Source organism: Chitinophagaceae bacterium (assembly GCA_016717285.1).
In the GTDB taxonomy this organism is placed as follows: domain Bacteria; phylum Bacteroidota; class Bacteroidia; order Chitinophagales; family UBA10324; genus JACCZZ01.
Genome location: JADKFU010000004.1, coordinates 23393 through 47850, shown reverse-complemented (window position 1 = coordinate 47850; position 24458 = coordinate 23393). Strand labels below are relative to the sequence as shown.

The 24458-nt window shown below is 41.2% G+C and carries 20 protein-coding genes; 11 read left to right on the top strand and 9 right to left on the bottom strand.

Going from position 1 to position 24458, the window contains the following annotated elements:
• Positions 1-98 precede the first annotated feature (98 nt).
• Positions 99-701 carry a hypothetical protein gene (locus IPO83_05555; protein MBK9730736.1) on the top strand — a complete coding sequence of 201 codons (603 nt, stop codon included), beginning with the start codon at positions 99-101 and terminating at the stop codon, positions 699-701.
• An 18-nt stretch (positions 702-719) separates the two neighbouring features.
• Complete coding sequence (locus tag IPO83_05550) at positions 720-1892, top strand: beta-lactamase family protein (GenBank protein ID MBK9730735.1); 1173 nt, start codon at positions 720-722, stop codon at positions 1890-1892.
• Between the two features lie 124 nt (positions 1893-2016).
• Here the strand turns inward: IPO83_05550 and IPO83_05545 are convergent, their stop codons facing one another.
• Together IPO83_05545 and IPO83_05540 are read right to left on the bottom strand one after the other, a co-directional pair.
• Positions 2017-2271: a Smr/MutS family protein gene (locus IPO83_05545; GenBank protein ID MBK9730734.1), complete on the bottom strand. Its 255-nt coding sequence runs from the start codon at positions 2269-2271 to the stop codon at positions 2017-2019.
• Positions 2272-2469: 198 nt separating this feature from the next.
• The gene (locus IPO83_05540) at positions 2470-3957 is read right to left on the bottom strand and encodes a cysteine--tRNA ligase (protein MBK9730733.1); all 1488 of its coding nucleotides are present in this window, start codon (positions 3955-3957) and stop codon (positions 2470-2472) included.
• A 376-nt stretch (positions 3958-4333) separates the two neighbouring features.
• Between IPO83_05540 and IPO83_05535 the strand changes: the two genes are divergently transcribed.
• Positions 4334-4888: a hypothetical protein gene (locus IPO83_05535; protein ID MBK9730732.1), complete on the top strand. Its 555-nt coding sequence runs from the start codon at positions 4334-4336 to the stop codon at positions 4886-4888.
• Positions 4889-4924: 36 nt separating this feature from the next.
• On the opposite strand, the gene IPO83_05530 is transcribed toward IPO83_05535, so the two are convergent.
• Positions 4925-5401: an SRPBCC family protein gene (locus tag IPO83_05530; GenBank protein ID MBK9730731.1), complete on the bottom strand. Its 477-nt coding sequence runs from the start codon at positions 5399-5401 to the stop codon at positions 4925-4927.
• A gap of 160 nt (positions 5402-5561) precedes the next feature.
• Here IPO83_05530 and IPO83_05525 point away from each other — a divergent pair, with 160 nt between their 5' ends.
• The 5 genes from IPO83_05525 to IPO83_05505 all read left to right on the top strand — a co-directional run bounded on the left by IPO83_05525 (position 5562) and on the right by IPO83_05505 (position 10709).
• Positions 5562-6140 (top strand): redoxin domain-containing protein, encoded by a 579-nt coding sequence (locus tag IPO83_05525; protein ID MBK9730730.1) that lies wholly within the window; start codon positions 5562-5564, stop codon positions 6138-6140.
• A gap of 107 nt (positions 6141-6247) precedes the next feature.
• Positions 6248-7666: a cytochrome c gene (locus IPO83_05520; protein MBK9730729.1), complete on the top strand. Its 1419-nt coding sequence runs from the start codon at positions 6248-6250 to the stop codon at positions 7664-7666.
• Positions 7667-7747: 81 nt separating this feature from the next.
• Positions 7748-8452: a hypothetical protein gene (locus tag IPO83_05515; GenBank protein ID MBK9730728.1), complete on the top strand. Its 705-nt coding sequence runs from the start codon at positions 7748-7750 to the stop codon at positions 8450-8452.
• Between the two features lie 96 nt (positions 8453-8548).
• Entirely contained in the window at positions 8549-9709 is a 1161-nt protein-coding gene (locus IPO83_05510) for a COX15/CtaA family protein (GenBank protein ID MBK9730727.1), read from the top strand.
• 172 nt (positions 9710-9881) lie between these two features.
• Entirely contained in the window at positions 9882-10709 is an 828-nt protein-coding gene (locus IPO83_05505) for a universal stress protein (GenBank protein ID MBK9730726.1), read from the top strand.
• 117 nt (positions 10710-10826) lie between these two features.
• Here IPO83_05505 and IPO83_05500 read toward each other — a convergent pair whose 3' ends face one another.
• The 5 genes from IPO83_05500 to IPO83_05480 form a co-directional block, all read right to left on the bottom strand.
• Entirely contained in the window at positions 10827-11807 is a 981-nt protein-coding gene (locus IPO83_05500) for a hypothetical protein (protein ID MBK9730725.1), read from the bottom strand.
• A 14-nt stretch (positions 11808-11821) separates the two neighbouring features.
• A complete protein-coding gene (locus IPO83_05495) occupies positions 11822-14950 on the bottom strand; it encodes an ATP-dependent helicase (protein MBK9730724.1) in 3129 nt (1042 codons plus the stop codon).
• A 496-nt stretch (positions 14951-15446) separates the two neighbouring features.
• Positions 15447-15848, bottom strand: a complete 402-nt coding sequence (locus IPO83_05490; GenBank protein ID MBK9730723.1) for a hypothetical protein — start codon at positions 15846-15848, stop codon at positions 15447-15449.
• A gap of 106 nt (positions 15849-15954) precedes the next feature.
• Positions 15955-16677 (bottom strand): EcsC family protein, encoded by a 723-nt coding sequence (locus IPO83_05485; protein ID MBK9730722.1) that lies wholly within the window; start codon positions 16675-16677, stop codon positions 15955-15957.
• A gap of 131 nt (positions 16678-16808) precedes the next feature.
• Entirely contained in the window at positions 16809-17756 is a 948-nt protein-coding gene (locus IPO83_05480) for a T9SS type A sorting domain-containing protein (protein MBK9730721.1), read from the bottom strand.
• Between the two features lie 206 nt (positions 17757-17962).
• Here IPO83_05480 and IPO83_05475 point away from each other — a divergent pair, with 206 nt between their 5' ends.
• The 3 genes from IPO83_05475 to IPO83_05465 all read left to right on the top strand — a co-directional run bounded on the left by IPO83_05475 (position 17963) and on the right by IPO83_05465 (position 23417).
• Positions 17963-19336, top strand: a complete 1374-nt coding sequence (locus IPO83_05475; GenBank protein ID MBK9730720.1) for a hypothetical protein — start codon at positions 17963-17965, stop codon at positions 19334-19336.
• A 237-nt stretch (positions 19337-19573) separates the two neighbouring features.
• The gene (locus IPO83_05470) at positions 19574-20983 is read left to right on the top strand and encodes an ATP-binding protein (protein ID MBK9730719.1); all 1410 of its coding nucleotides are present in this window, start codon (positions 19574-19576) and stop codon (positions 20981-20983) included.
• 397 nt (positions 20984-21380) lie between these two features.
• On the top strand, positions 21381-23417 hold the full coding sequence (locus IPO83_05465; protein ID MBK9730718.1) for a hypothetical protein: 2037 nt from the start codon (positions 21381-21383) through the stop codon (positions 23415-23417).
• 95 nt (positions 23418-23512) lie between these two features.
• On the opposite strand, the gene IPO83_05460 is transcribed toward IPO83_05465, so the two are convergent.
• Positions 23513-24415 carry a hypothetical protein gene (locus IPO83_05460; protein ID MBK9730717.1) on the bottom strand — a complete coding sequence of 301 codons (903 nt, stop codon included), beginning with the start codon at positions 24413-24415 and terminating at the stop codon, positions 23513-23515.
• Between the last annotated feature and the right edge of the window lie 43 nt (positions 24416-24458).

Genomic DNA, 24458 nt, shown 5'->3' with positions numbered 1-24458 from the left:
GAGGGAAATTCTGCTACACTTCACCGGAATTGTCGGCTAATAGCTTGTTTTCACCTTATTAACCATTGCATATTTGCAGCACACAAAATTTTTCAGCTATGAAGTTTACTTTTTCCATTTGCCTCGTGTTGTTATTCCAAACGACATTTAGTCAGGCACAGGATTCCGATGCACCGGAAACAGACTACCGTAATTTTCCAATTATTGTTAGCGTACAGTTTCAGAATTTCGCGCTCCCTTTTCATGATCTCAAAAGCAATTTCACACATGTGGGTATTGCTTTGGGCACCGAAGTCAGTTTGAACGGAAAACAAAACTGGGCGCAACAGTTTCAGGCAGGCTATTATTTTAACAAAGATGCAGGCAACGGATTTTTCACCTACACACAAACTGTTTATCGTCCTGCCATTTTCAATCATTTTTATCCTGAATTAAAAGCCGGTATTGGATGGCAAAGAGTCTTTCATCCGGTTGATGCATTTGAATATTCAAATGGTCAGCTCACTTCTACTGCAGCTGGTAAATCGCAGTTGATTGTTCCATTGGGAATTTCTTTCGGCTACAATAATTACAGCACCAAAACTTACCTGTCGCCTTTCATCAGTTACCAGGTGATTCCTGCTTTGTTCTACAACGATGGTATACCACTTAGCTTTTATTCGCTCTTCCAGATTGGTACACGCATTCATTTTAATTACTAAAAAACAAAATCATCCAACATGAAATATTTTTCGATTCTTGTCATCGCTCTACTCGCATCATCGTGCAGCAAACAAACCTGGGAAATAGCGGGAAATGCCTGCACTTTAGAGGAGGATATCAATGTCAATTATTCCAAAGCCAACCAATTGCAAAGCCTGATAGACAAGTATGCTTCAAACGGTTTACCAGGCGTTGCTTTGGTGGTTTACTCGCCGGAAGGTTATTGGGCCGGCGCTTCAGGTTACGCTAAACTGGAAAACAAAACGCTCATGCAACCTTGCCACTTGCAGTATTCGCAGAGTGTTTCAAAAACCTATCTCGCTGTGGCCATTCTAAAATTGAATGAAGAAGGGAAGATCAACCTTGATGAAAAAATCACAAAGTATCTGCCTGAAGAAGTAACTAAAAAAGTGACTGGTGCTGAAAAAGTGACGGTGCGCCAATTGATGAACCATACTTCAGGTGTTCCTGAGTACAACGACAAGCCAGCTTATGTGAGTTACCTTTTGCAACATCCTTTGCATGTTTTTACCACGATGGACTATCTTGATTTTATTGAAGGTGACGATATGCAATTCGAACCCGGAAGCAAACGTAAATACACCAATACCAACTATTTACTGCTTGCCTTGATTGGTGATCAGCTTACCGGTGATCATGCGAAATACTTGCGTGATCAGATTTTCAAACCGTTGGGATTGGTTAATTCATACTATCGTGAAGATGCAAATTACCTTGATCAGCCAGGCCTTGTAAATTCTTATTGGGACCGCTACAGCAACAGCGTGATTGAAAATTGTTCGGAGATGCAAAAGGTGAATGTGGGATCCTTGATTGGTGATGATGGAATCATTGCCTCGCCGATTGATTATGTCAAATTCCTGAAAGCTTTATTTGAAGACCAGTTGCTTACGCAATCATCCATGGATCAGATGCTCACCTTTGTGAAAAATGACACTGGAAAATATGCTTATGGTTACGGTTTGGGTATCAGTAACGATCCATACAAGGAACACGATGTTTATGGTCATTCCGGCGGTGGCATTGGAGCAGGTTGCCTTTTAGAATATATTCCTGATAAGGACACTTACTTTTTCGTGGCTATAAACATCGGAACCATTATCAGCAGTCCGATTACCGAAAAAGCTGCGAGTATCAGGGAAGATATTCTGGATGTTATACTTGAATAAAAGCTGTCGCTGAATTAAGCCTCTATTGGCACCAACTTTGGCAGGGTTTGAACGAGATAACAAAATGAGGTTATTCTGGTTGAATCCTGCCAAAGATTAACTGCTAAAGCACCAAGTGCATCTTCTAAAACTTAAAATACACAAACAGTCGCCCGAAGTTTTTACTGTCATTTTCAATACGGTGATACATTGGTTTGATATGTGGCTGTTGTAAAAACCGTTCAACTTTTTTGCGAAGCTGCCCGCTTCCTTTTCCGGGAATGATTTCCACTTCCCGGATTTTTTTATCGATCGCGTCATCAAATGCTTTTTGCAATGCATTATCAATTGCTTTGCTGTTGTTGTAAATATCGTGCAGGTCAACTTTTATACGGGCCATTATGAAAAGTTGTTGAATGAGGTGCTTAACTGATTGAATTCTAAAATGGCAAGTCTAATAACAAACCGGCAATCCTGTTTCCGGCTTTGATTTGAACAAGCGTGCTATTAAATGGAAGGTTTAAAATCATCAACACATCAACCAATTGTTTTCATCGGCACATTGAAATCATTGGCACATCGGCACATCATCTCCACCTCACCCTTCCCAACTCGTCCCCTCCTTCCCATCCTTCAACTGAATCCCTGCCTTTTGCAAATCATCACGGATCTTATCCGAAGTAGCAAAATCTTTTTTAGTGCGTGCTTCTTTACGAAGGGAGATCAGCAACTCCATCAATCCATTCATCTTGCTGTCGTCATTGGCCTTCTCACTTTTTAAACCGAAGATGTCTGATACAAAATTATTGAAAGTAGTAACCAGCAATTCAAATGTTTCTTTGCTGATGGATGAAATGGAAAGCTGTTCATTCTTCCAGGAAAAAATACTGCCACTCAGCTCAAACAAGGAAGCCATCGCCATCGCTGTATTCAGATCATCATTCATGAATTCAGTGCAGGAATTGATCAATCCGAGTACCCTTGTGTTTTCATCAGCGTTGAAATCAGCGCTGTTTTCCCGGTAGGAAAGTTTATTTAATGTTTCGAGTGCATTCATCAATCGCTGCAATCCTTTTTCTGCTGCCTGCAATGCTTCGTTGGAAAAATCAAGCGTGCTACGGTAATGTGTTTGCAGAATGAAAAAACGCAGTGTCATCGGTGAATACGCTTTGTCCAGCAATGGATGATCGCCGTTAAACATCTGTGAAATAGTGATGGTATTGCCCAATGATTTGCTCATTTTCTGACCCTTTATAGTGATCATATTATTGTGCATCCAGTAGTTGGCAATGGGAAGTCCTGTTGAAATTTTCGTTTGCGCAATTTCACTTTCATGATGCGGAAATAAAAGATCCATACCGCCGCCATGAATATCGAACGGCGTTCCTAAATATTTCGACGACATGGCAGAGCACTCAATGTGCCAGCCGGGAAATCCTTCGCCCCATGGACTTTTCCATCGCATGATGTGTTCCGGCGGCGCATTTTTCCAGAGCGCAAAATCAGCAGGATTGCGTTTTTCACCCTGACCTTCCAACTCACGGCTGCCTGCAATCATCTCCTCAATTTTTCTTCCTGATAAGCGGCCGTAGTCATTTTGCTTCGCGTATTTGGTCACATCAAAATAGACCGATCCGTTTACCACATAAGCAAATCCCTTTTCAATAATGTCTTCGATCATGGTGATCTGTTCTACGATGTGACCGGTGGCCGTAGGCTCAATACTGGGCCGCAAAATATTCAGCTTGTCCATCATATCATGATAGATGTTGGTGTACTTCTGCACCAGTTCCATCGGCTCAAGGCGCTCCAGCTTTGCTTTGTTGGCTACTTTATCTTCCGATTCGCGGTCCTCTTCCTCAAAATGTCCGGCGTCTGTGATGTTTCGTACATAACGGACTTTGTAACCGGAAAAAGTCAGGTAACGGAACAGGATATCAAAAGTGACATAAGGACGTGAATGACCAAGATGTGTTTCTCCGCTAACTGTCGGTCCACAAACATACATACCCACATATGGAGCATTGATTGCATTAAATATTTCTTTCGTGCGGCTTAAGCTGTTATAAATTTTTAACTGGTTCATGGCGCGCAAAGATAGGAGATGATCATTCATTTTTGAAATGATTGACTACATGGGGTGTACTACATTTCCACCATTTGGTTTTTTTCACAAAGGCGCAAATCCCGCGAAGTTAAATACCCTTATTTCCTTTTCGGCCTTTGCGACTTTGCGAGCGACTCTTTTTTAAACATTTTGGTAATGAATTCAGTCCAATAAGCAAAAACAAACTCTGGCGATCTGTCTTTGTATTTTGTTAAGCGTTAAGAAAGTCTGAACAGATATTTTTATAGATTGTCGTACACCCACTACATGCGATGTTGAGCGCTATAAACTGAAAGTTGACTATTGTCAATTCATTTGAAAGCAAAGCACCTGTAATAAGACTGAAATGGTATTTTTGAAAAAAGAGCCGACATTGATTCAATCAAAATATATTTCTTCTGCAAGTTTTGGGATGGCGATCATTTGTTTTTTTCTCCCGTTCATGAATGTGAAGTGTAATGAAAAAAATCTGGCGACTATCAGTGGAATCGAATTGGTAACCGGATCTAAGTTGAACATACAGCAGAATGCCGATCAATCAAATGAATTGAATAGCACGGAAAGTCATGAGGAAACGGAAATTCAAGATCAGACCATCAACCGCAATTATTTCGCGGTAGCTGCATGGGTACTTGCAATCAGCGGGTTGGTATTAAGTTTCCTTTTCTTTCTGCAAAAAGAAATGATACTGAGTGCGGTTGGACTTGGTGGCGCACTTTCGTTGATGTTGATGCGCATACAGCTCGACAGTTCACTTGAAAAACAATCCGGTGGCATCAGCAATTACCTGTTGCATATTGATTATGTTTTTGGATATTGGCTGGCCATCGTATGTTTTCTTGCAGGCGGACTGAGTAATATGTTGCAGCATATTGATGCCCTTAGAAATGATTTGGAAAAAGGTACGTAACAGGTTTGTGAGTCATTCCATGATTACAAATTCTTCTCAGGAAGGAAGGTATTTTCTCCATGTTTCGGATTCAGCCACTGTTTTAATCATTTGATTTCTTTCCAGCAGAAAGCATTTCATATAATCGGTGAGAAATAATTTTTCGGCCAGCGTTCCCAATATTCCGAGTGGCGCTTTAAAATGGAGATGATCAGTCATGATGGTTGTATTTCCCTTTGATTCAAATCGATGTTCATGTTGCATGCTTTTGAAAATGCCTTTCACCATGGTATCCGTAAATGAATTTGGGTTGTCAAATGCCGTAATCGCGACTGTAAGTTGCTGGTAAACACCTAGATGTTTGGCACGCCAGATAACTGATTCATTCGATCCGATCAATCCTGCAGTAACGCCGGCAATAGCTTTCTCTTTTGTTTTGGAAGTGGAATGCATATGCAGATCAATACTCCGTGAAAGATCAAAGCAGCGCTGAATCGGTGCATTGATTGAAGTTGTTAAAATGATAAGAGACATTTAATTTATTGGGTGAGCAAAGTTGTTAATTTTTAGTTAGGTAAAAATGGAGATTAACTGAACCTAACGCAATTATTCAGTAGGAAAAATTTGAAGATTGTGAAACAATTTGAATTTCATTTACAATTGGCAGATTACCTTTGAATCGAATTGTTGTGTTATGAAATCACTTTTGCTTTTCGCATTGTTTCTTTTGTCATTTTATATTTCCGGTTGTTCAAACAAAAAAACGACATCAGATTTATTTTCAGTTGAACTTATTTCAGTTCAGCATGAAAATTTTCCCTTTTCAGAACTTCATTCAAAAAAGGCATCGGTTATTGTTTTTCTTCAGCCTGAATGTCCTTTTTGCAACTCCTATGGAAAAACATTGCGTGAACTGGACAGCGTTTTTAAGAAACAAAACATTCTGCTGATCGGAGTAGTTGCCGGAAAAAATTATCCGGAAAATGAAATCATTGCGTACAGCGGAAAAAACCGTTTACAATTCCCAATACTGCTGGATCCCGAATTTGTGCTGCAAAAAAAGCTCCGGGCAACCATAACGCCTGAGGCTTTCCTGGTAAGTAATAACGGCGCAATACTTTATCGTGGCATGATTGATAACTGGGGTTATGAGATTGGCAAGGTGCGTCCAATTGTTACTGCTCATTATCTGACTGATGCCGTGAGTGCCCTGCTTCAAAACAAACCTGTTTCACCTGATTCCACAAAAGCTATTGGTTGTTACATAGAATAAATTGCAAAGCAATTGGTGAATGGATACAAACCCTGTTCGTTTGTGATCAGTATTAAAGTGCGTCAGCTTTTCTGTTGTAATGCTATCTTGGCAAAGTATTTAACAAGATGAAAAATAAATTTGCACGCATTAATTGTATTACACACCAGTTTATGATGGGTGTTATTTTCTTTCTGGTTGCAGTAACTTTTTTGTCATGCTCACAAAAAAATGCGATAACATTTTCGAATGACGTTGCTCCAATTATCTACGATAAATGCACTAAGTGTCACAGACCAGGAACACCGGCTCCTTTTTCACTTATCAGTTATAAAGATGTAGCCAAGCGCAGCAAAACCATCCGCGAAATCATTAACAAAGGTATTATGCCGCCATGGCCTGCAGATCCTTCTTACACTCATTTTCTTGGAGAGAATCAATTATCGGCAGACCAGGTTTCCATTATTAATCAATGGGTAGATGCGGGGGCGCCAATAGGAGACTCCTCAAAAATTCCGCCTGCTCCACAATTTCCGACAGGCTCAATGATCGGAAAACCCGACATGGTGTTGAAAATAAAACCTTTCCTCGTGAAGGGTGATCATACCGACCGTTTCATGGTAATGAAAATTCCGTTTGAATTGGCCAGTGATACTTTTATCAGGGCCATTGAATTTGTGCCAGGCAGCAAACTGGTACACCATGTGAACGGCCGGATTATTTTTTATGATGATGATAAGAAGCAAAACATTTTCGCGGGTGAATATGCGCTTGATACAAAAGAGGAGACGCGTGAATCAGTTTTCAGGAAAATGAATTTGCTGAATGATGACGGCAGCTATCCCGGCAATGATCATTACATTCATTCTGCTACCAACTACTTGCCAGGCGTCATCACCATGTTATATCCGGAAAGTATCGGTGGATTTTTTGTAAAAAGAAAGGGCATCATTTACCTGAACGATATTCATTACGGACCTGCAATGGAAGATGTGCTGGATACGTCGTATGTAAATATTTTTTTTGGAGCTACTCCATCCAAAAGACCTGTGCAGGAAATTCAACTTGGTACACTTGGAATATCAGATATTGTTCCATTCCTCGTAATTCCACCTGATACAGTGATGACATTTATTACCCGGGCAAAAATACTGAGCGACATCTCATTGCTTACTGTCAACCCGCACATGCATTTGCTGGGCAAATCATTTGTTGCTTATGCATTGAAACCTAACGGTGATACACTTCCACTGATACGCATTAACCATTGGGATTTTCGCTGGCAATATTTTTATACGTATGAAAAAATGCTGCACATTCCCGCAGGATCAACCATTGAAGTGGTGGCTGTGATGGATAATACCACTGCGAATCCAAACAATCCGCACGATCCTCCTCAGGAAGTGGAAGGAAGAAACGGCAGTATGCGCACCACCGATGAAATGCTGCAACTGATTCTGACTTTTTTACCTTATGAAACCGGGGATGAGAACATTGAACTGGGCGTGAATAGGAAAACCAATCAGAACGTCGTTTTTAATCAATAACAGGCATATATAAAATGCTTCAGCTTCACATTATTTCAACTGTGGAGGCGCAATAATAGCTGAATTGCATACATTTGGGGCATGAAAAACATAATCTACATTTTACTTCTTACATGGGTAATCGGAATTTCATCTTGCGGCGTATCTCAGGAAATTACCGGTTCATGGGTTAACAAAGAAGCAATTGCCGCTAAACCCAACTACAAAAAAGTTTTTATTGCGGTTCTTTCCGGTAGTCTTGCAGCAAAGACCACTGTGGAAAATGACCTTGCGAATGCAGCAAAAGCTTATGGAATTGGGACACTTAAGAGTCTTGATATTTTTCCACCCAATACCTCTACAATTGATACGAGCCTGCTGATTCAAAAAATAAAAGAGAATGGATGCGATCTCATTTTTACGGTTGCCTTAATTAACAGCAAAAGCGAAACCCGGTATGTTCAGGGAACCACTACCTATACTCCAAGTTATGGTTATGGCTACGGTGGAACTTACTATGGTGGTGCTTATGGTGGATACGGCGCGTATGGTGGTTATTACAGAAGTCCTTACGGATATTATAATTATACAAGCTCGGTGGTTACCACGCCCGGCTATTATGAAACGGATCAGACCTATTATCTGGAGGGCAATCTGTTTGATGCTAATACAAATGTTTTGTTGTATTCTGTTCAATCAGAAGTTTACAACCCGGTTGATATGGCAACAGAAAGTGCAACCTACACTGCACTTGTGTTTGAACAAATGAAGAAGGATGGTTTGTTGGTAAACAGACAATTAAAATAATTTTCTTTCTCTTTTTAAAATCTTCAGACAAGCCGGTTCCGTTAAGGACCGGCTTTCTTTTTAGATTACAGCGATGATTGCGAATTCATTTTCTTTTTGAATGGTATCATTTCAGGCAATGGTTTCTGTTGTATTTTCGCCATCGCATTTTTTTCTCTGCTCATGACTTCCCCTTCTAACAAACTTGTTGGCTATTGGCTATTGGCTGGCGTATTTATGATCATGATACAGGTCTTGCTCGGTGGCATCACACGGCTCACAGGTTCGGGCCTTTCCATCACTCAATGGGATGTGATCATGGGTGCTATTCCTCCGATGAATAATACTGAATGGCAACGGGCTTTTGATCAATACAAACACTTTCCGCAGTATAAACTGATGAACAGCGATATGACTGTGGAGAGTTTTAAATCTATTTTCTGGTGGGAATTTCTACATCGTCTCTGGGCCAGGCTAATGGGTTTTGCTTTCATTATACCGTTCCTGTATTTTATCGTGAAAAAAATGATTGACCGGGAATTAGGTAAAAAGCTGCTGTTCATTTTTGTGCTGGGCGCATTACAGGGTTTGCTTGGATGGATTATGGTGCAGAGTGGCTTGATCGACAAGCCCTGGGTGAATCCAATCAACCTCAGCGCGCATCTGATACTTGCTTTGATTTTATATTGCTACCTGCTTTGGGTAGCACTTGAATTATTGCAACCGGAACACGATGCGGGCGCTATACTTTCCATGAAGAATTTTTCAACAATACTGCTGACCCTCTTATTCCTGCAGATTTTTTACGGCGGATTGATGGCAGGTAATAAAGCAGCGCTTTTCTATCCAACCTTTCCAAAAATCGGAGCCGGCTATATTCCGCACGGGATATTTCTTCAGCGACCATGGTTATCTAATTTTATAAGCAATATTGGAATGATACAAGTCGTGCATCGTTCACTGGGATATACAATTGCCATTTGCATGTTTGTCTTTTACTGGAAATGCCGCAGGCAAGTTGCAACACCTTTTCTAAAAAACATTTTGCTGATGTTGCCGCTGCTGGTAACAGTTCAGGTGCTGCTTGGAATTCTTACACTTATTAATTCGCTTGGAAAGATTCCCGTTACTTTCGGTGTGCTTCATCAGTTAATTGCATTGTTGCTGTTAACGGCAATGGTAATTGTACAATTTCAGCTATCGCGAAAAGCCAATTCAGCTTTTATGGAACATGAAACAGGTAGGAACGCAAACCGACCAATCAGTCATTCAGCTTAGGTTCATTCAACCTGTTGCGGTGAGAGATTATTTTTGAATATACTTCTCTCAATTCCATAATTTTATGGACTCACTGTTTTAACAAAGCCGGACAGTTTTTTTAATCATGAAGAATTTACTTTGTGTGAAGGTTAGTTGTTGAGTAAAGTGTGTCATTCTTAAATTTTCCTGTATGAAAAAAATCCTTGTTGCATTTGACGGCACAGTGTTCTCTGAAGGTGCTCTTGAATATGCTTTCCATCTCTCCGGTAATGAAGGAGCAATGATTGTCGGAGTTTTTATCGAAGACCTCAGTTACGTTGGGTATGCTACTTTGTTTGGGGAAGATTATTTCACCTTTAATGCTGCACTGCTTGAAAAAATGGAACATGAGGATGACGGTAAATTCTCAGAGAGCATTTCAAAATTTGAAAGTATCTGTAAGCAAAGAGGTATCAGTTACCAGGTGCACCTCGACAAAGGCGTACCGGTAAATGAACTGGTGCGGGAAAGTCTGTTCGCAGACCTGATTGTGATTGGCTACCGCACTTTTTTTTCCAACGTAATGGGCGAAGCAAGTTTTTTGAAGGATGTGCTGCTGGACGCGGAATGTCCGGTAATGGCAGTTCCTGATCAGTTCAATCCTATGGAAAGTCTGTTGCTTTCCTTCGATGGAAAAGCACCGTCAGTGTACGCCATAAAACAGTTTACCCAGTTGTTTCCCAACCTGTCGCAGGAATTACCAGCGACTATACTATCTATTACCAGAACCAAAGAAGAGGTGCTTGATTACCAGAACCTGATGCAGGAATACATATCCATTCACTACCGCCATGTAGAAACGGAAAACTTCACCGGTGAAGCAGAAGAAGCCATCTTAAATATCGCCGAACGATTAAAAAATCCATTGATCATCATGGGAGCATTCGGGCGCAATGCAGTATCCAGATTCTTTTCAAGAAGTGCTGCTTCCAAATTATTGAAGAATCAATCGCTGCCGATTTTTGTGAGCCATAAGTGAGGTATAAAATTATCACTCAGTGGAGTAAACTTTGGCAGGGTCAGCACCTGTAACCTCCTTGTGAATTACAACTGCAAACCCTGCTAAAGTTGACTGCAATTCAGGTTTAACACCAGACTATTCATACTTCATACTTATTTCCCCCATCAATTCTCCTGCAACTGAGCTTGCCTTTTTTGAAAGAGTTTTTCCTGCTTCTTGACTTACTTTAAGCAATGAAGCAGCATAACCTGTTGCTTCTGTTTTACTTTTCATTCCTGTTGCACTGATGGCTTCAACAAGGGTATGGATGCGCAAACCCTCATCTTTCAATGTGCCGATCTCATTGATCAACCAACTGGTTACATAGAAATCAGGCGCAGAAATATATATGGGAGTAACACTCTCCTGGCCAGCCGGCATTTTATTAAACGGTGAATTCAGAATTTCCGGTGTAAGGTATTTGCTCAGTTCAGCGGCATGTTCAGGATTGTCTTTCAGTTGAATCAATCCGTCGAGCGCCTGCGCATAAATACTGAACCACCGCAATTGCCTGCGAAATTCATGTACACCCTGCTCCAGTAAAGTGAAATCAAACTTTTCCTTTTTAAAATCCTTTCTGAAATCTTTCCACTCTTCGTTTAAAAAATCCGCAATCGCCTTTCTATCCTTATCGGGATTGAGCCATGCCATTTTGCCGAGCTTCTGAATAAGTTGTGAAATCATTCCTCCTTCAACGTCAGTCCATTTTTTTTCATCAAGCAATTTTTGCAAAGCGATGAGTTCAACATCAGTTTTATTTTTGAAGTATTCCAGGAGTTGTGATGGAAAGCTTTCCAGTTTTAAAAATTCCTGGTAATAGGTATTATAAAAGTCCACGCTGCCCAACTGATCTTCTAACAGCTTGAACTCCTTTCTTAGATTGTTGAAAGCAGTCTCATCATGAATTTTGCGGTAGATACGGGCCAATGCTTCCAGGTAAAATGTATACTGACGGGCGGCAGACTCAAACAAAGTAAGCGCAGGTGTCGGAGACTTCGATGCTGCGTTTAAAAATGGTGAGAGCTTATTGAGCTGCACGATAAATCGCTTCAAGCCTTCTGGGTACTGATCATTCATATCCTTTTTCAATTTTAGTTCTCTTCATTATTATCAGGAATGGCAACGACCGAATAATTGTTTCTCACAAAGTCGCACCACCTGCAATCTTCTTTTCCGCAACCTGTATAAAACTGATGATTCATGATCGCATCGTACGATGTTTTTATTTGTTCTTTCACAACATTCACTTCTTCAGCGGTAACCTGTAATGGAAACTGGTGAAATCCGCCACTCTTCGCATCTTCTTCTATAAAATCAATAATCCCTGTTTTCATCTTCCAGTTTTTTGTTTTCAGGTTGTCGAGTAAAATCTTGTAGAAAACCAGTTGGCGCCAGTAATCACCGCCAATTGGATTTTCTTCGTCCGGCGGATTGAGTTTTTTGTTTTTGCGTGCATTTAACAAACTGCCGGTTTTGTAATCTATCACATTTACTTCATCTCCGGAAAATTCAATTTTATCCAGTTTCCCTTTTAATGGAACGCCATTTACTTCAATATCCTGGATAAAATATTCCAGCACCACGGTCTTGTTCCATTTAGTTACATAAAAATCATAAAAGGAAGGAAGCAGTTGTTTGCCGAGTTCCATCCGGTTGGTGAACTGTTTTTCTGTAAAAGACAATTTGCTGCGGAGCATGTAAGCAATAAAATCATTCACCATTATTTCCTTAGCAGGAAACTGATCTGCACTGGTTTTCATTTTTTCAAACAGCCGTTGTAATGCATAATGCACAGCTGATCCGAAGGCCATTGAATCGTTCGGTGCTTTGGGAATCCGGATGATGTTTTCATAATAAAAACGGATCGGACAATCAAGATATGCATTCAAAGAAGAAGGACTGAGGGCAAAATACTGCAATCGTTTTTCCACCAGCGCCTCCTCAATTTTTGCGGCAACAGGAAGCGGTGCTTCTTTCAATAAGTCACCCAGGGTAGCAACCATGACTGATTCATCAATGGTAATAGTGGTTGGCATAATTCCGGTTTCCGTAACAAACTGTGAAGCCACTTTTTGTTTTCCTTTATCATTTTGAGTAGCGTAACTGATGTGCAAACCTTCTTTTGCGCGTGTCATGCCTACATAAAATAATCTCCTCAGCGATTCTGTTTTGTTTTCTTCCGAAGTGAATGTAAGTGTATCAGGCAGCGTATAATTTTTTGCGCCGCTGCCTGCTTTTTCCCAGCCGTTGTCGCTACAACTTATCAGGAAGACATGCTCAAATTCCAAACCTTTGGCAGAATGACAGGTGGAAAATAATACACCATCACGGGAGGCGATGGTTTTCTCCACATTCAAACGAATGGCATGTGTTTCCATTTGTTCAACCATGTTTAAAAAATTGGAAAGCGATAAGCCTGAATATTTCGCCGCTTCATTTTTCACAAAATCAAAAAGGGTATGAAGCACTTGCAGGTTCCAGGGTTTATCATCGCTCAGCAACACCCATTTGAGATAACCACTTTCATTAATGATTTTTTCAAAGAGCATAGGAAGTGTGAGATTTTTCGCTTCACCTAACCAGTGTTCAACAGTCTTACGGAACCGACGAATGGCTTCGGCATCTACCAATGGCAAGGAAGCAAGAAATTTTTCACTCTTCATCAGCAACAGCCATGGTTGCGGTTTTTTTTCATCGTTAGCAAAGAAGGAAATGGTAGCAATATCGCAGGGTTGCAAACCAAACCAACGACTGTGCATGATTTCAAAAAGCAATGCATCGTTGGTGTAAGGCTTTCGCAATTCCTGATCGAGATACCGGATAATGTTAAGCAGTTGCTGTATTTCCACCTGCCCGAGAATATTTATACTGCGGTTTACCTGGTAAGGAATGGATTTTTTTTCAAACAGTTGAAGGAGCATGTCGGCATGTGCATGACGATAATAGAGTATTGCAATTTCATGGAGTGGAACACCTTGTTGCTGCAATGCAAGAATGTGTTGCGTGATGCCGGCAGTCTCCTGCATGTCGTTGGCATATTCATTTACCACAGGAACTGCAGCACTTATTTTTCTATCCGGAAGCGCAGCTAATAATTTTTTTTCGAGCGCAGTATCAACCGCAGCCAGCCGCAATTGATTGTTATCGATCACTTTTTTTGCAGCATCAAGAATGGCTTGCGTGCTGCGGTAATTTTCTTTCAGCACAATGGTTTGAAGTGATGCCGCATACCGTTGCATGAAGTCTACGATGTTACGGATACGTGCACCCTGGAATTCATAGATGCCCTGATCATCATCGCCTACACAAAAGATATTGGGTGCTTCCCAGTAGTTGGTGAGCAGGTTGATGATTTCATTCTGTGCACCATTGGTATCCTGAAACTCATCCACCAGGATATATTGATAGCGTTCCTGGAAGCTGCGAAGCAGGTTTTCATTGCGCTGGAATTCCTGGATCACCCACAATATCATATCATGATAATCATAGCGGCCGAGTTTTTCCATTTTCATTTTATACACCGGAAAAAGCCTGGCTGCAGACTTCAATAATTCCATCTTTTCTTTTTCCGCCGCTATGTCATTCTCTTTTAAGTCACCTTTCTTTTTATCTTTTGTATTGCGTTTATAAATGTATTCATCGCGGTTGGGAAGATCTTTAATATACAGATCAGCCTGTTCGCTGAGGTGTTCCACTGTCCAGTCTTCCTGCTTCATGGTGTTGAAGAGTTGTTGCAACCGGCCAGCTTCGAAATAAACGGCTCCCTTCAAACGGCGCAAGGGATGTGCGGGTTCGAGCTCATTGATTATTTCTTCGAGTAATGCGAACCGTTCCAGGTCACTCAACAGTTCAAGATCACGCCGTCCGAAGTATTCGATATTTTGTTGAATAACGGTATTGCAGAAAGCGTGAAAGGTTTCTATGGTAATGCGGTGCGCATCGGTGCCGATAATTTTCAACAGTCTTTTGCGCATTGCGATGGCACCGGCTTCCGTATAGGTGAGACAAAGGATATTATGCGGTTGTATCTGAGCTTCCGTAGTGGCAAGCATATGACCGATGCGTGTGGCAATGATTTGTGTTTTTCCCGTGCCCGGGCCTGCAATCACTAATACAGGCCCTTCAATGGTTGCAACGGCAAGCCGCTGATTTTCATTGAGACGTTGCATTTCTTTTGTAAAGGCTGCGGTGTAATTGGCAGTTATGTTTGATTCGGGCATGCTATAAAGTTAAATGGTTAAATGGTTAAATTGCTAAATGGTTGCGGCGATGCCGAAGCGTAATCTCGCACAATAAGCATTGTGTCAATTTGTGTTTGCAAATTGGTTGAATGGTTACCTTGTCAAGTTGCTAAATGGTTGCGGCAAAGCCTGCGTTTAATCCGGATAACTAACAAAAGTGGTTGTGGTCACGTGCTTCGACAACGTAAGGGAGCGATCTGATCAGCAGCGAACCCTGAGCTTGTCGAAGGGTGATGATCAAAGCCAGGAAATATTTTGAGATAAAAAATATCCATTGCTTAGGTCTGTTTTGAAATCAATTAATTTTTTTACAATGCTCTTTGGTTCGGCTTTGCCAGAAGCGCACCCTGAGCGCAGCCGAAGGGTAAGCGATGTAACAATTATATTGATTGATTTCAAAACAACTTCTCACATGTTGAAAATAAAAAAGGCACTCCGGATTTTGGAATGCCTTATTGAAAAAAAAGAAAAATTATTACTTCGGAGTTTCTGTTTCCTTAGGTGCGATGGCAGTTGATGTTTTTGCGGGTTTTAGTTCCTTGGTCATTGAGGAAGCCCGGCTACTGCTTTTGCAACATGATTTGGAATGATCGCCTGCACAGGTAGCTTTCATATCTTTTTTATCGGCTTCAGGTGTGCTGCCTGCATTTGCATAATTTTCTGAAAGCGTAGTAGTGGAAGAAGACCCTTTTGCTTTTTCATCCATGCATGATTTAGGGCATGCAGCTGTCACACCATGGCACTGAGGCATGGCATCTTTTGCTACAGCTTCTTTTTGATCAATGGCAGCAGGAGCCGTTGCGGTTGAGGTTTGTGCTTGAGCAACAGTCAGGTTGACAAACAAAGCGATGGCAAGAATCGAAAGGAGTTTTTTCATTTGTGAACGGGTTTAGAAAATGATAGCCAAAAGTAAATTAAAATTCCGGAAGGCGGAAAAATATATCGAAGGTGTATACTGGAATTTTTTCCAACAAAAAATTCATTCATCTCTCCTTAAGCAACCGCATCCTGTACGCATACATGGCAGTATCTCCAAGCCTGGTCAGCAAACGATAATTCACCACCACACCAATGGCAGAACCGATAACCGGAATCAACTGTGCGAGTTTTGCAAGGTCAATGTAATCGCGGTATTCCTGTTGGAAGGTTCTCCATTCGAACTGATTGATGTCGTTGGGAAGATGGCGGGAATAATCGTCCCAGTTTTTAAGGCGCTGGAATACTTCACTGCGCCGTTGCGAACTGCAAAACGCCAATTGAAAGACATATAAAATATACAATCGCTCTTTGTAATCATTCACATCGAATCCATAAATGGATGCAATATCAAAAATCAATTTCATTTTCAGCGTCAGCAAAACAGGGAATTCTGCAATGCCGAATAAGATGCCGCCTGCACCGGCGATTCCGCCTTCAGCAGCAGCGGTCTTTTTATAAAATTCAATTTGCTGCTGCACCTTCATTTCCTGTTCTTCGAGTGAAGTTAATGCAACAGTTTTTTTGGTAGTGAAACCCGCACCGAATAAAACAAAACGCACCATTTCTTTGATGGCATTAGTAATGGCATCGTGTATTTTTTCAGGAATGAAACTGTTCATCTTATCCTGAATTTTTTTGGTGAGCCGACCTGCCGGGGAGGGCCCTCTCGCTGTGACGCGTTGCCAGCGTTTTAGTTCTTGTAATGCTGCGGATTCATAAACTGTCATGCAGCAAAAGTACGATGCCGTGATGAAGCTGTAATTGTTTACACCGAAAGTAGAGACGCAATGCCTTGCGTCTATACTAATAAGCGTTGCATTATTTTAAAATAATTGTGTACTTCGCTTTTCAATATGTTTTACTGCTTCACTATTTTAATTGTCCGGGTTTCATTACCCGAACTGAACCTGATGAAGTATAAGCCGGCGGAAATTCCTTCAAGGTTACAGTTTACAGCATGCATTCCTGCACTGTAATTGACCATTGTTTGATTTTCAAGAGATTTGATTTTCCTGCCCTGTACATCCATGAGCGTCAATTCCACTGTTGATGGTGTTTCCAGATTGAACCTGACCGTTGTATGATCTCTAACAGGGTTAGGGCTGATATTGATCATTGATCCGGCAGTCAATTCAGGAAGCCCTGTTATGCCACCCTTGCCAGCGGTGATTGCTTCATCCGGTTCTGAATTCAAGGCATAGTCCTTTAAAATCACGTAGCGCGCGTCTGAATCCACTTCAAGGCGAATCCATCCATAGTTGTACACTCCATTATCATTCAATCTTACGGCTGCATAACCTTCATTACCGCTGTTCCACAAACCATACATACTGGTCCACAATTGTAAATTAAACCACGCCTGATAATAGATATCCATGTTACCGCCAGAATAGCTGTTCGGCTTCACCCAGCTACTTCCTGGTCCGATTACTTGATTGAACGCAAGTTGAAAAGGGTATTTTTTCCTAGTGACTGAATAAGTATTCCCGGATGAAGTGTAAGTAAATATTGTTTGTGAACCCATCACCGAGTTTATAGTTAAATCTTCGGGATTGCATAGCAACGCTCCAAAATGGCGATCAAATGGGCCATGGTGCTGGCCAAGCCAGAAATCGAAGGTGCCGTCATTGTTTAAATCAAGGCCTATGAATTCGATATAGGGCCCACCACCTGATGTTAAATCTATCAAAGTATCGTCGGGGATTACATCTGTATAAATAATTTGTGCCCTGCATTCATTGCAAAAAAGAAATGATGAAGCGGCAGCAGCATAGGCAGTGATGTCCTTAAAAAGTTGGGTTTTCATAGGTATCAGCTAGTTTCATCGAATAAAGAGCAATTGCCAAGTTAAAGTTTCTTGTCGAAAGAATTTACAGCAACAATCAGATTTGCTGATTAACTCCAATTGTACTTTCTTCCGGATTCTAAGCTTTTTTCAACCTGAACGCGGAAACCGATATATCGCTCACCAGTTTTTTAATGTATTTTTATTTGAACAAACGTATCAAAATAATGAGGATTATTATGCTTCTATTGCTTGCCGCCTGGCTGCTTTTTTCCTGTGGAAAGAACGAGATTCCACCGGTTATACCACCTGTAATTGATTCAACAGATAATGGACAGTATGGTACACCTTTCAGCAATGTAACCGACCGTGAGGATGCCGTGATCTACCAGGTGAACATCCGCGCTTTCAGCACTGCCGGAAATTTTCAGGGTGTGATTGACAGGTTGGATTCCATAAAAGCTTTGGGTGTGAATGTAATTTACCTGATGCCCATTTATCCTTTGGGTGCATTGAATGCCATCAACTCTCCGTATTGCATAAAGGATTACTTAACAGTGAACACTGAATTCGGAACACTGGACAATCTTCGCGCACTGGTAGATGGTGCACACAACAGGAATATGAGCGTGATACTTGATTGGGTCGGCAATCATACTTCGTGGGATCATACCTGGATTGGCCCGCATCCTGATTGGTATTTGCAGAACAGTTCGGGCACTATTATCAGTCCGCCGGGAACAGGTTGGAATGATGTAGCACAATTGAATTTTGACAATGCCGATATGCGGTTGCAAATGATCAGCGCCATGAAGTATTGGGTATATCAAGCTAACATAGATGGTTTCCGCTGCGACTTTGCCGATGGACCACCGGCAGATTTCTGGACACAGGCGATTGACACGCTGCGTGATATTTCCACCCACAAGCTGTTGTTACTTGCAGAAGGAACACGCGCCGCAAACTTCACCTCAGGTTTCGATTTCAATTTTGGTTTTAATTTCTATGATAATTTGAAAACCATTTATTCCAACAACGTTTCAGTCCTTACAATTAACACGCTCAATATATCAGAATATGCAGGTGCAGTAACAGGGCAACAAGTGGTGCGGTACACTACGAATCATGATGTAAACGGTTCTGATGGCACACCACTTTATTTATTCAAAGGAGAAAACGGCTCGCTTGCAGCTTTTGCTGTAGTGGCTTTTTTTAAAAGTGTTCCTATGATTTACAGTGGACAGGAGGTAGGCATGACACAACCCATCACCTTTCCGTTTACAGGCATCAACATCAACTGGAATTCCAATCCGGGGATAACGCCACACTATAAAAAAATAATTGCAGTAAGAAATAACCTGGAGAGCATTCGAAGAGGATCGCTGAGTTTTCTCTCTGATGCTAATGTTTGTGCATTTAAGAAAGAGCTCAATCAGGAAATAGTATTCGTAATCATTAACATGAGAAATCAGACTGTCAATTATAGTATTCCTTCCGTTTATCATAATACTTCGTGGACGGATCAGATCAGTGATGCTCCTGTGATGTTGGGCACTTCTGTTTCTTTAGAACCTTATGAGTATTTGGTTTTGAAGAAATGAAACTGTGAATGCACTTTTGGTCGCCCATGTAAGAAGTAAATAGAATACAGTGTAATTGTGTTTTGATGGAAGCTGCATTATCTGTCTTTATTTCTTCAGCGGAACTTTTCTCTCCTGATTTTTAGCAAGGGGTTATCATTACAACAAATTCATTTGCTTATCCTTCCTGTGACTGCCAGCCAACAAAAAATAATCGTTTTCTTATTATACTAATCTAAAAACGATTATTTTTGTTGAATGGAGTTTGTAAACCGGACGGAAGAATTGGCATCACTTGAAAGCGAGTATCGCAGAAAGGGCGGTTCGTTTGTGGTAATGTTTGGCCGCAGGCGTACGGGAAAAACTACGCTGATCCGGAAATTTATTGAGCATAAGTCAGCGATGTATTTTCTGGCTGACAAGCAACTGGAGCAGCAGCAGTTGCAAAAATTCAAAGAGCAACTGGCTGCGTTTGCAGGAGATAAACTGCTGCAATCAATTACCATCAATCACTGGGATCAGTTATTTGATTATATCGAGCAACTCACGGAAAAGAAAAAGAGCAAAAAGCTGGTGGTGATTATCGATGAGTTTCAATACCTGGCTGCCGGCAACGCTGCTTTCCCCAGCATGCTGCAACGATACTGGGACAATCAGTTGCAGACGAAAAACATTATGCTTGTGATCTGCGGTTCTTTGATCAGTATGATGTTCAAGCATGCATTGAGCTATAATGCTCCTTTGTTTGGCCGACGCACCGCTCAGTTGCACCTGCATCCATTCAGGTATGAGCATGTGTATCCGTTTCTAAAGGAAAAGAACGAAGTGGAGAAGCTTGAATTTTACGGCTTTTGTGGAGGTATTCCGCGGTACTTGCTTGAAATGCATCCATCAAAAACGATACTGCAAAATATACGCGAGCAACTTTTGGACAAGAATAAGATGCTCTACAGCGAACCGCGCTTCATATTGAATGATGAACTTACAGAAACTTCCACCTACTTCAGTATTCTGCAAACCATTGCTGCGGGCAATCATAAGATCGGAAACATCGCTGCTTCGCTCGGGTTACCCAATAACAGTATCACCTCTCACCTCGATCGCCTGCGTGAATTGGATCTTGTTGAAAGAACCGCGCCCGTTACAGAGCGGTATCCTGAAAAAAGCCGGAAGGGTTTGTATGTGATCAAAGATTTCTTTTTTCGATTTTGGTTCCGGTACATCTTTCCTTTTCAGAGTGAGATTGAAATGGGAAATGTTCAGTTGGTACTTAACCGGATTCAACAGGATATTAACCAGTATACATCTGTCATTTTTGAAGAAGTGTGCCGCCAGATGATTGTTCATTTTGCTCCATTCGCGGTTCAAAAATCTGGCAGGCACTGGGACAAGGATACCGAGATTGATGTAATAGCGCTGAATGAAACAGATGGAAAAATTTTATTTGGAGAGTGCAAATGGAGCAACCAGCGTGTTGATCTGCGTATCCTGAATGAGTTGAAGCAGAAAGCTGCTACTGTGGAATGGCATGCCGGCAAGCGAAAAGATTATTATATCCTGTTTTCTAAAAACGGATTTACGCCAGATCTGATGGCATTTTCCAGGAAGAACCATACTATTTTACTGGTGGACTGGCAACATCTTCCCGCTCTTCGAAGGAAACGCTGACCTGCCATGAAGTTCTGCTTTCCTTGTTCTGTTTGAATGGGGCGCGCACTGATTCCTGCTGTTATTCTTTGATGATGAAGCAACTACTCGTTAAAGGTAAGCTGCAGCAGTATCCTTTTGATCTGCCATGCAGTATAATTAATCGTTTCTAAATTAGTATAATGTGAAAGCGACTAATTTTATTTCACTGCCTATCCCACAAAATGAAAGTGCTTAAGTTTTCTTAAACGATTTCTTTTTAATAAGATAGAATTGACTTGTGTTCAAAAGTAGCAAGGAAAGTAAAGCGTAAAATATAAAAAGCAAAAAAATGAATAGTTTGGTACTCTCAAAAAAGTAGCTGGGTCAAGACCCGTTTTTTTACAATTCAGTTCATCTGTTACTAATTTTCTTGCTCATGCGCAAAATTTATTTCCTGATTGACCCCTTTCGCATATTCTTGTTTGTATGCTGCATCTTTGTATGCTCATCAAATGCGGATGCTTATACAGTTACCAAAGTAAAAGCGACCCTCAAAAGCGGACAGGTATTTATCACCTGGAAGTGCCCTAATGCAACCTCTTTAAAATATCGTGTTTACCAGGCAACGAAACCCTTTACTGCAAAGAATCAGATCAAGAACTCCGCTTACCTGGGTTATGTTCGCGATAGCAGCAGTAAGAATATACGTAAATCTCATTTCTACTCGCAGAATATTTACTTTACCATTAAAGCAGGTTCTAATGCGTTGGCACCTGATGATGGATTGTATGTAACAACCTGTACCACTACCAAGCAATATTATTATGCAGTGATAGTTGAAAATATGCTCACTGGCCTCGCAGATACAACACTAATCAGCGGACAAAATACTACTGCAGTTGCACTCAAAAATAAGTTGGTGGCACCACAACCCATCTTACAGAAATCGGTTCCAACCAATGGAGACATCAGCTACGAGTATGTAATTTGGGGCAATAACATTACTTCTGCTCTGCAACCTGCATTTAATAATTGCGGATCATATGGATACAATTTTACTTATATCACACATACCACAGTCACCGGAGGATTGATGATTTACTACCGTGACACGGATCCTTTTACTCCGTTCATGCCTTCCAATTGCACCAATTGCAATTTGCTGCTCCTCGACGACTGGCTTCCGAATGGAGAAAATTCTTATTGGTATGGTTATCACGAAAATTATGATATGTACACTTATACCAATCCTGTTTTCAGTTCAGGTATTGTAAAATCATATACACAAGACCGGGTAAAGTGGACGCTTGACTGGGTGGTGAATAATCAGAATATTGATCCTACACGTCTTTATGCGCATGGTGTTTCACACAGCGGATTCGGGCCCTTGCTCACCGGTGTAATGTTTCCAAAGTTGCTGGCCGCAGTCTGGGTTACTGTTACACCGCCTTTTATCCGCGCCTTTCCCGGAACACCCCGCGAAATGCAGTGGGGCGGTTATTATGATTCATTGTTAACAAACGTAAGCAATCCCAATGATGGATTACCACTTATGATTTGGGATTTGTTTGATATGCGCGTCATGTATCGTATCAATAAAGAAGTGGGCGTTTCTTATATGGCTGGTGTACATGGTAAGAATGACATTACCTTAGGCTGGGTGGAATATTATTATTGGTACGATTCACTTGAAGTGGCTAATCAGGGCGGAGTGTGGTATTGGGATCAGCGCAAGCACAATGGCAACAACAAAAATTTCAGTGATTCAGAAGCGAGCATCAATTATGATCGTTTCTATTCAAACAGATCATATCCTGCATTTTCTTATTGTTCGATCAATCAGGATTGGGGCGATGGTACCTCTACTTCAGGTGCTCCATACGGAGCCTGGAACGGTTACATGGATTGGGTGGATGCATCTATTACTGATCTTCCGGATGCGTATTCCATCAAATGCATGATTAAAGATATGTATGCCGGCGGTGTGTTGATGACACAATACAATTCCTGCACAACAGATCTCACCCTTCGCCGTGTGCAGCAGTTCAAACCTTTACCGGGTGATCATATTCTCTGGACGGTGATTGACGTGAATAACCTGGTTTTGAACAGTGGTTCATTTGAATATGATGGCCAACCAATTACCCTTCACAATATAACGATTCAAAAAACAGGTGTTACCGTGAGTTTTGTAAATACGGGCCCGCTTAAAACCCTCAATACGATTCAGGCCAAATCAAGTCCGATTATTAAAATTGAAAAAACAAGTGAGGGCTATCTCGCCAATATTCTTGCCGAAGCGCCTGCCGATATTTCGTTTCAGCTATCTGATGAAATGGGTCGCACGGAATGGATAAAATCCAGGAGCTTGAAAACTGGAGTAAATCAAATACAGATTTATGGATCAGCAGGATTGAAGGTGCTGTATATAACCGGAGTGGGTATTAATTATAGCGAGAAATTGATTTTTTGAGGTTGGTCATTGGTCATTTGTCAATAATCAATGGTAAATAGTCATTGGTCATTTTGCTTATAGCCAAAGGCAAAACACTATGCCCCATCAACTATTCACCCATCAACGCCAAACTCCATTTTTTTCAATAATAGTAAACCTCCATGTGCTGGCGGACAAAAATCTGCTAGCTTGTTATCGTGCTCCAAAAAATTCTGAAGACTACTGTTGTTAAAGGGCACCATTTTCAAAGCAGCAACGTCGGGTGGCCGCTGAGAGGATGGGCGTGTTTCAAATCTTTCTGCTAACTCTTCTGATGAAAGTTTAATGCGTGCTATTCCTGCAAGGTCAGGTTTGCCTGGAAATAATTCCAGGTCTTCCACCAGTCCGTAAAATCTAAAAGTGGTTGCATCCACTTCTTCGGGTTGCACAAGCAGTTCATCGGCAATTTCTTCCAATTGATGCTGAACGATATTGAATTGAATGTTTGCAGGGTTGCCGCCTACACCATAAAATCTTCCAGGATAAACATAGGTTTTTTCGCCGCGCACCGTTAAAACCAATTGGTTGTCACTTGTGATGACAAAGGTGCAGATGGCAAGAGGCGGACGCAGTTGAAGTGAATGCAGTCCGGTATTTTTTTTAAAAGCTGCATTGTTTAAAGCTGCTATAAACGGATAGGGAATTTCACTTACCGTCATCAGCACTTTTTCATATTCCATTTTTACATCACGAAGTGTAACGGCATTTCCCGGCCACATCACGGGTTTTCCATTTATGAATAACGTATGCAGCAATTCATTTGCAATATTCTCCGGTTCAAGTCCGATGACTGATTCAATTCGTGCATTTCTGAGTGCAGATTGCTTGTCTTTCAGTTGTTGTGTCCAGTGATCGCTCAGCTTTGTAATTACCGTCGCCGGAAACGAAAGCGGTTGTTGTACGATGGAAATATTTTCTACCGGCAATGGTTTGTTGAAATCCAAAAGTATGCGACTGGTTGAAATAAATTTTTGCAAAGTATTTTTTAATGTTTAGTCCGAAATGTAATGGATTGGGGTT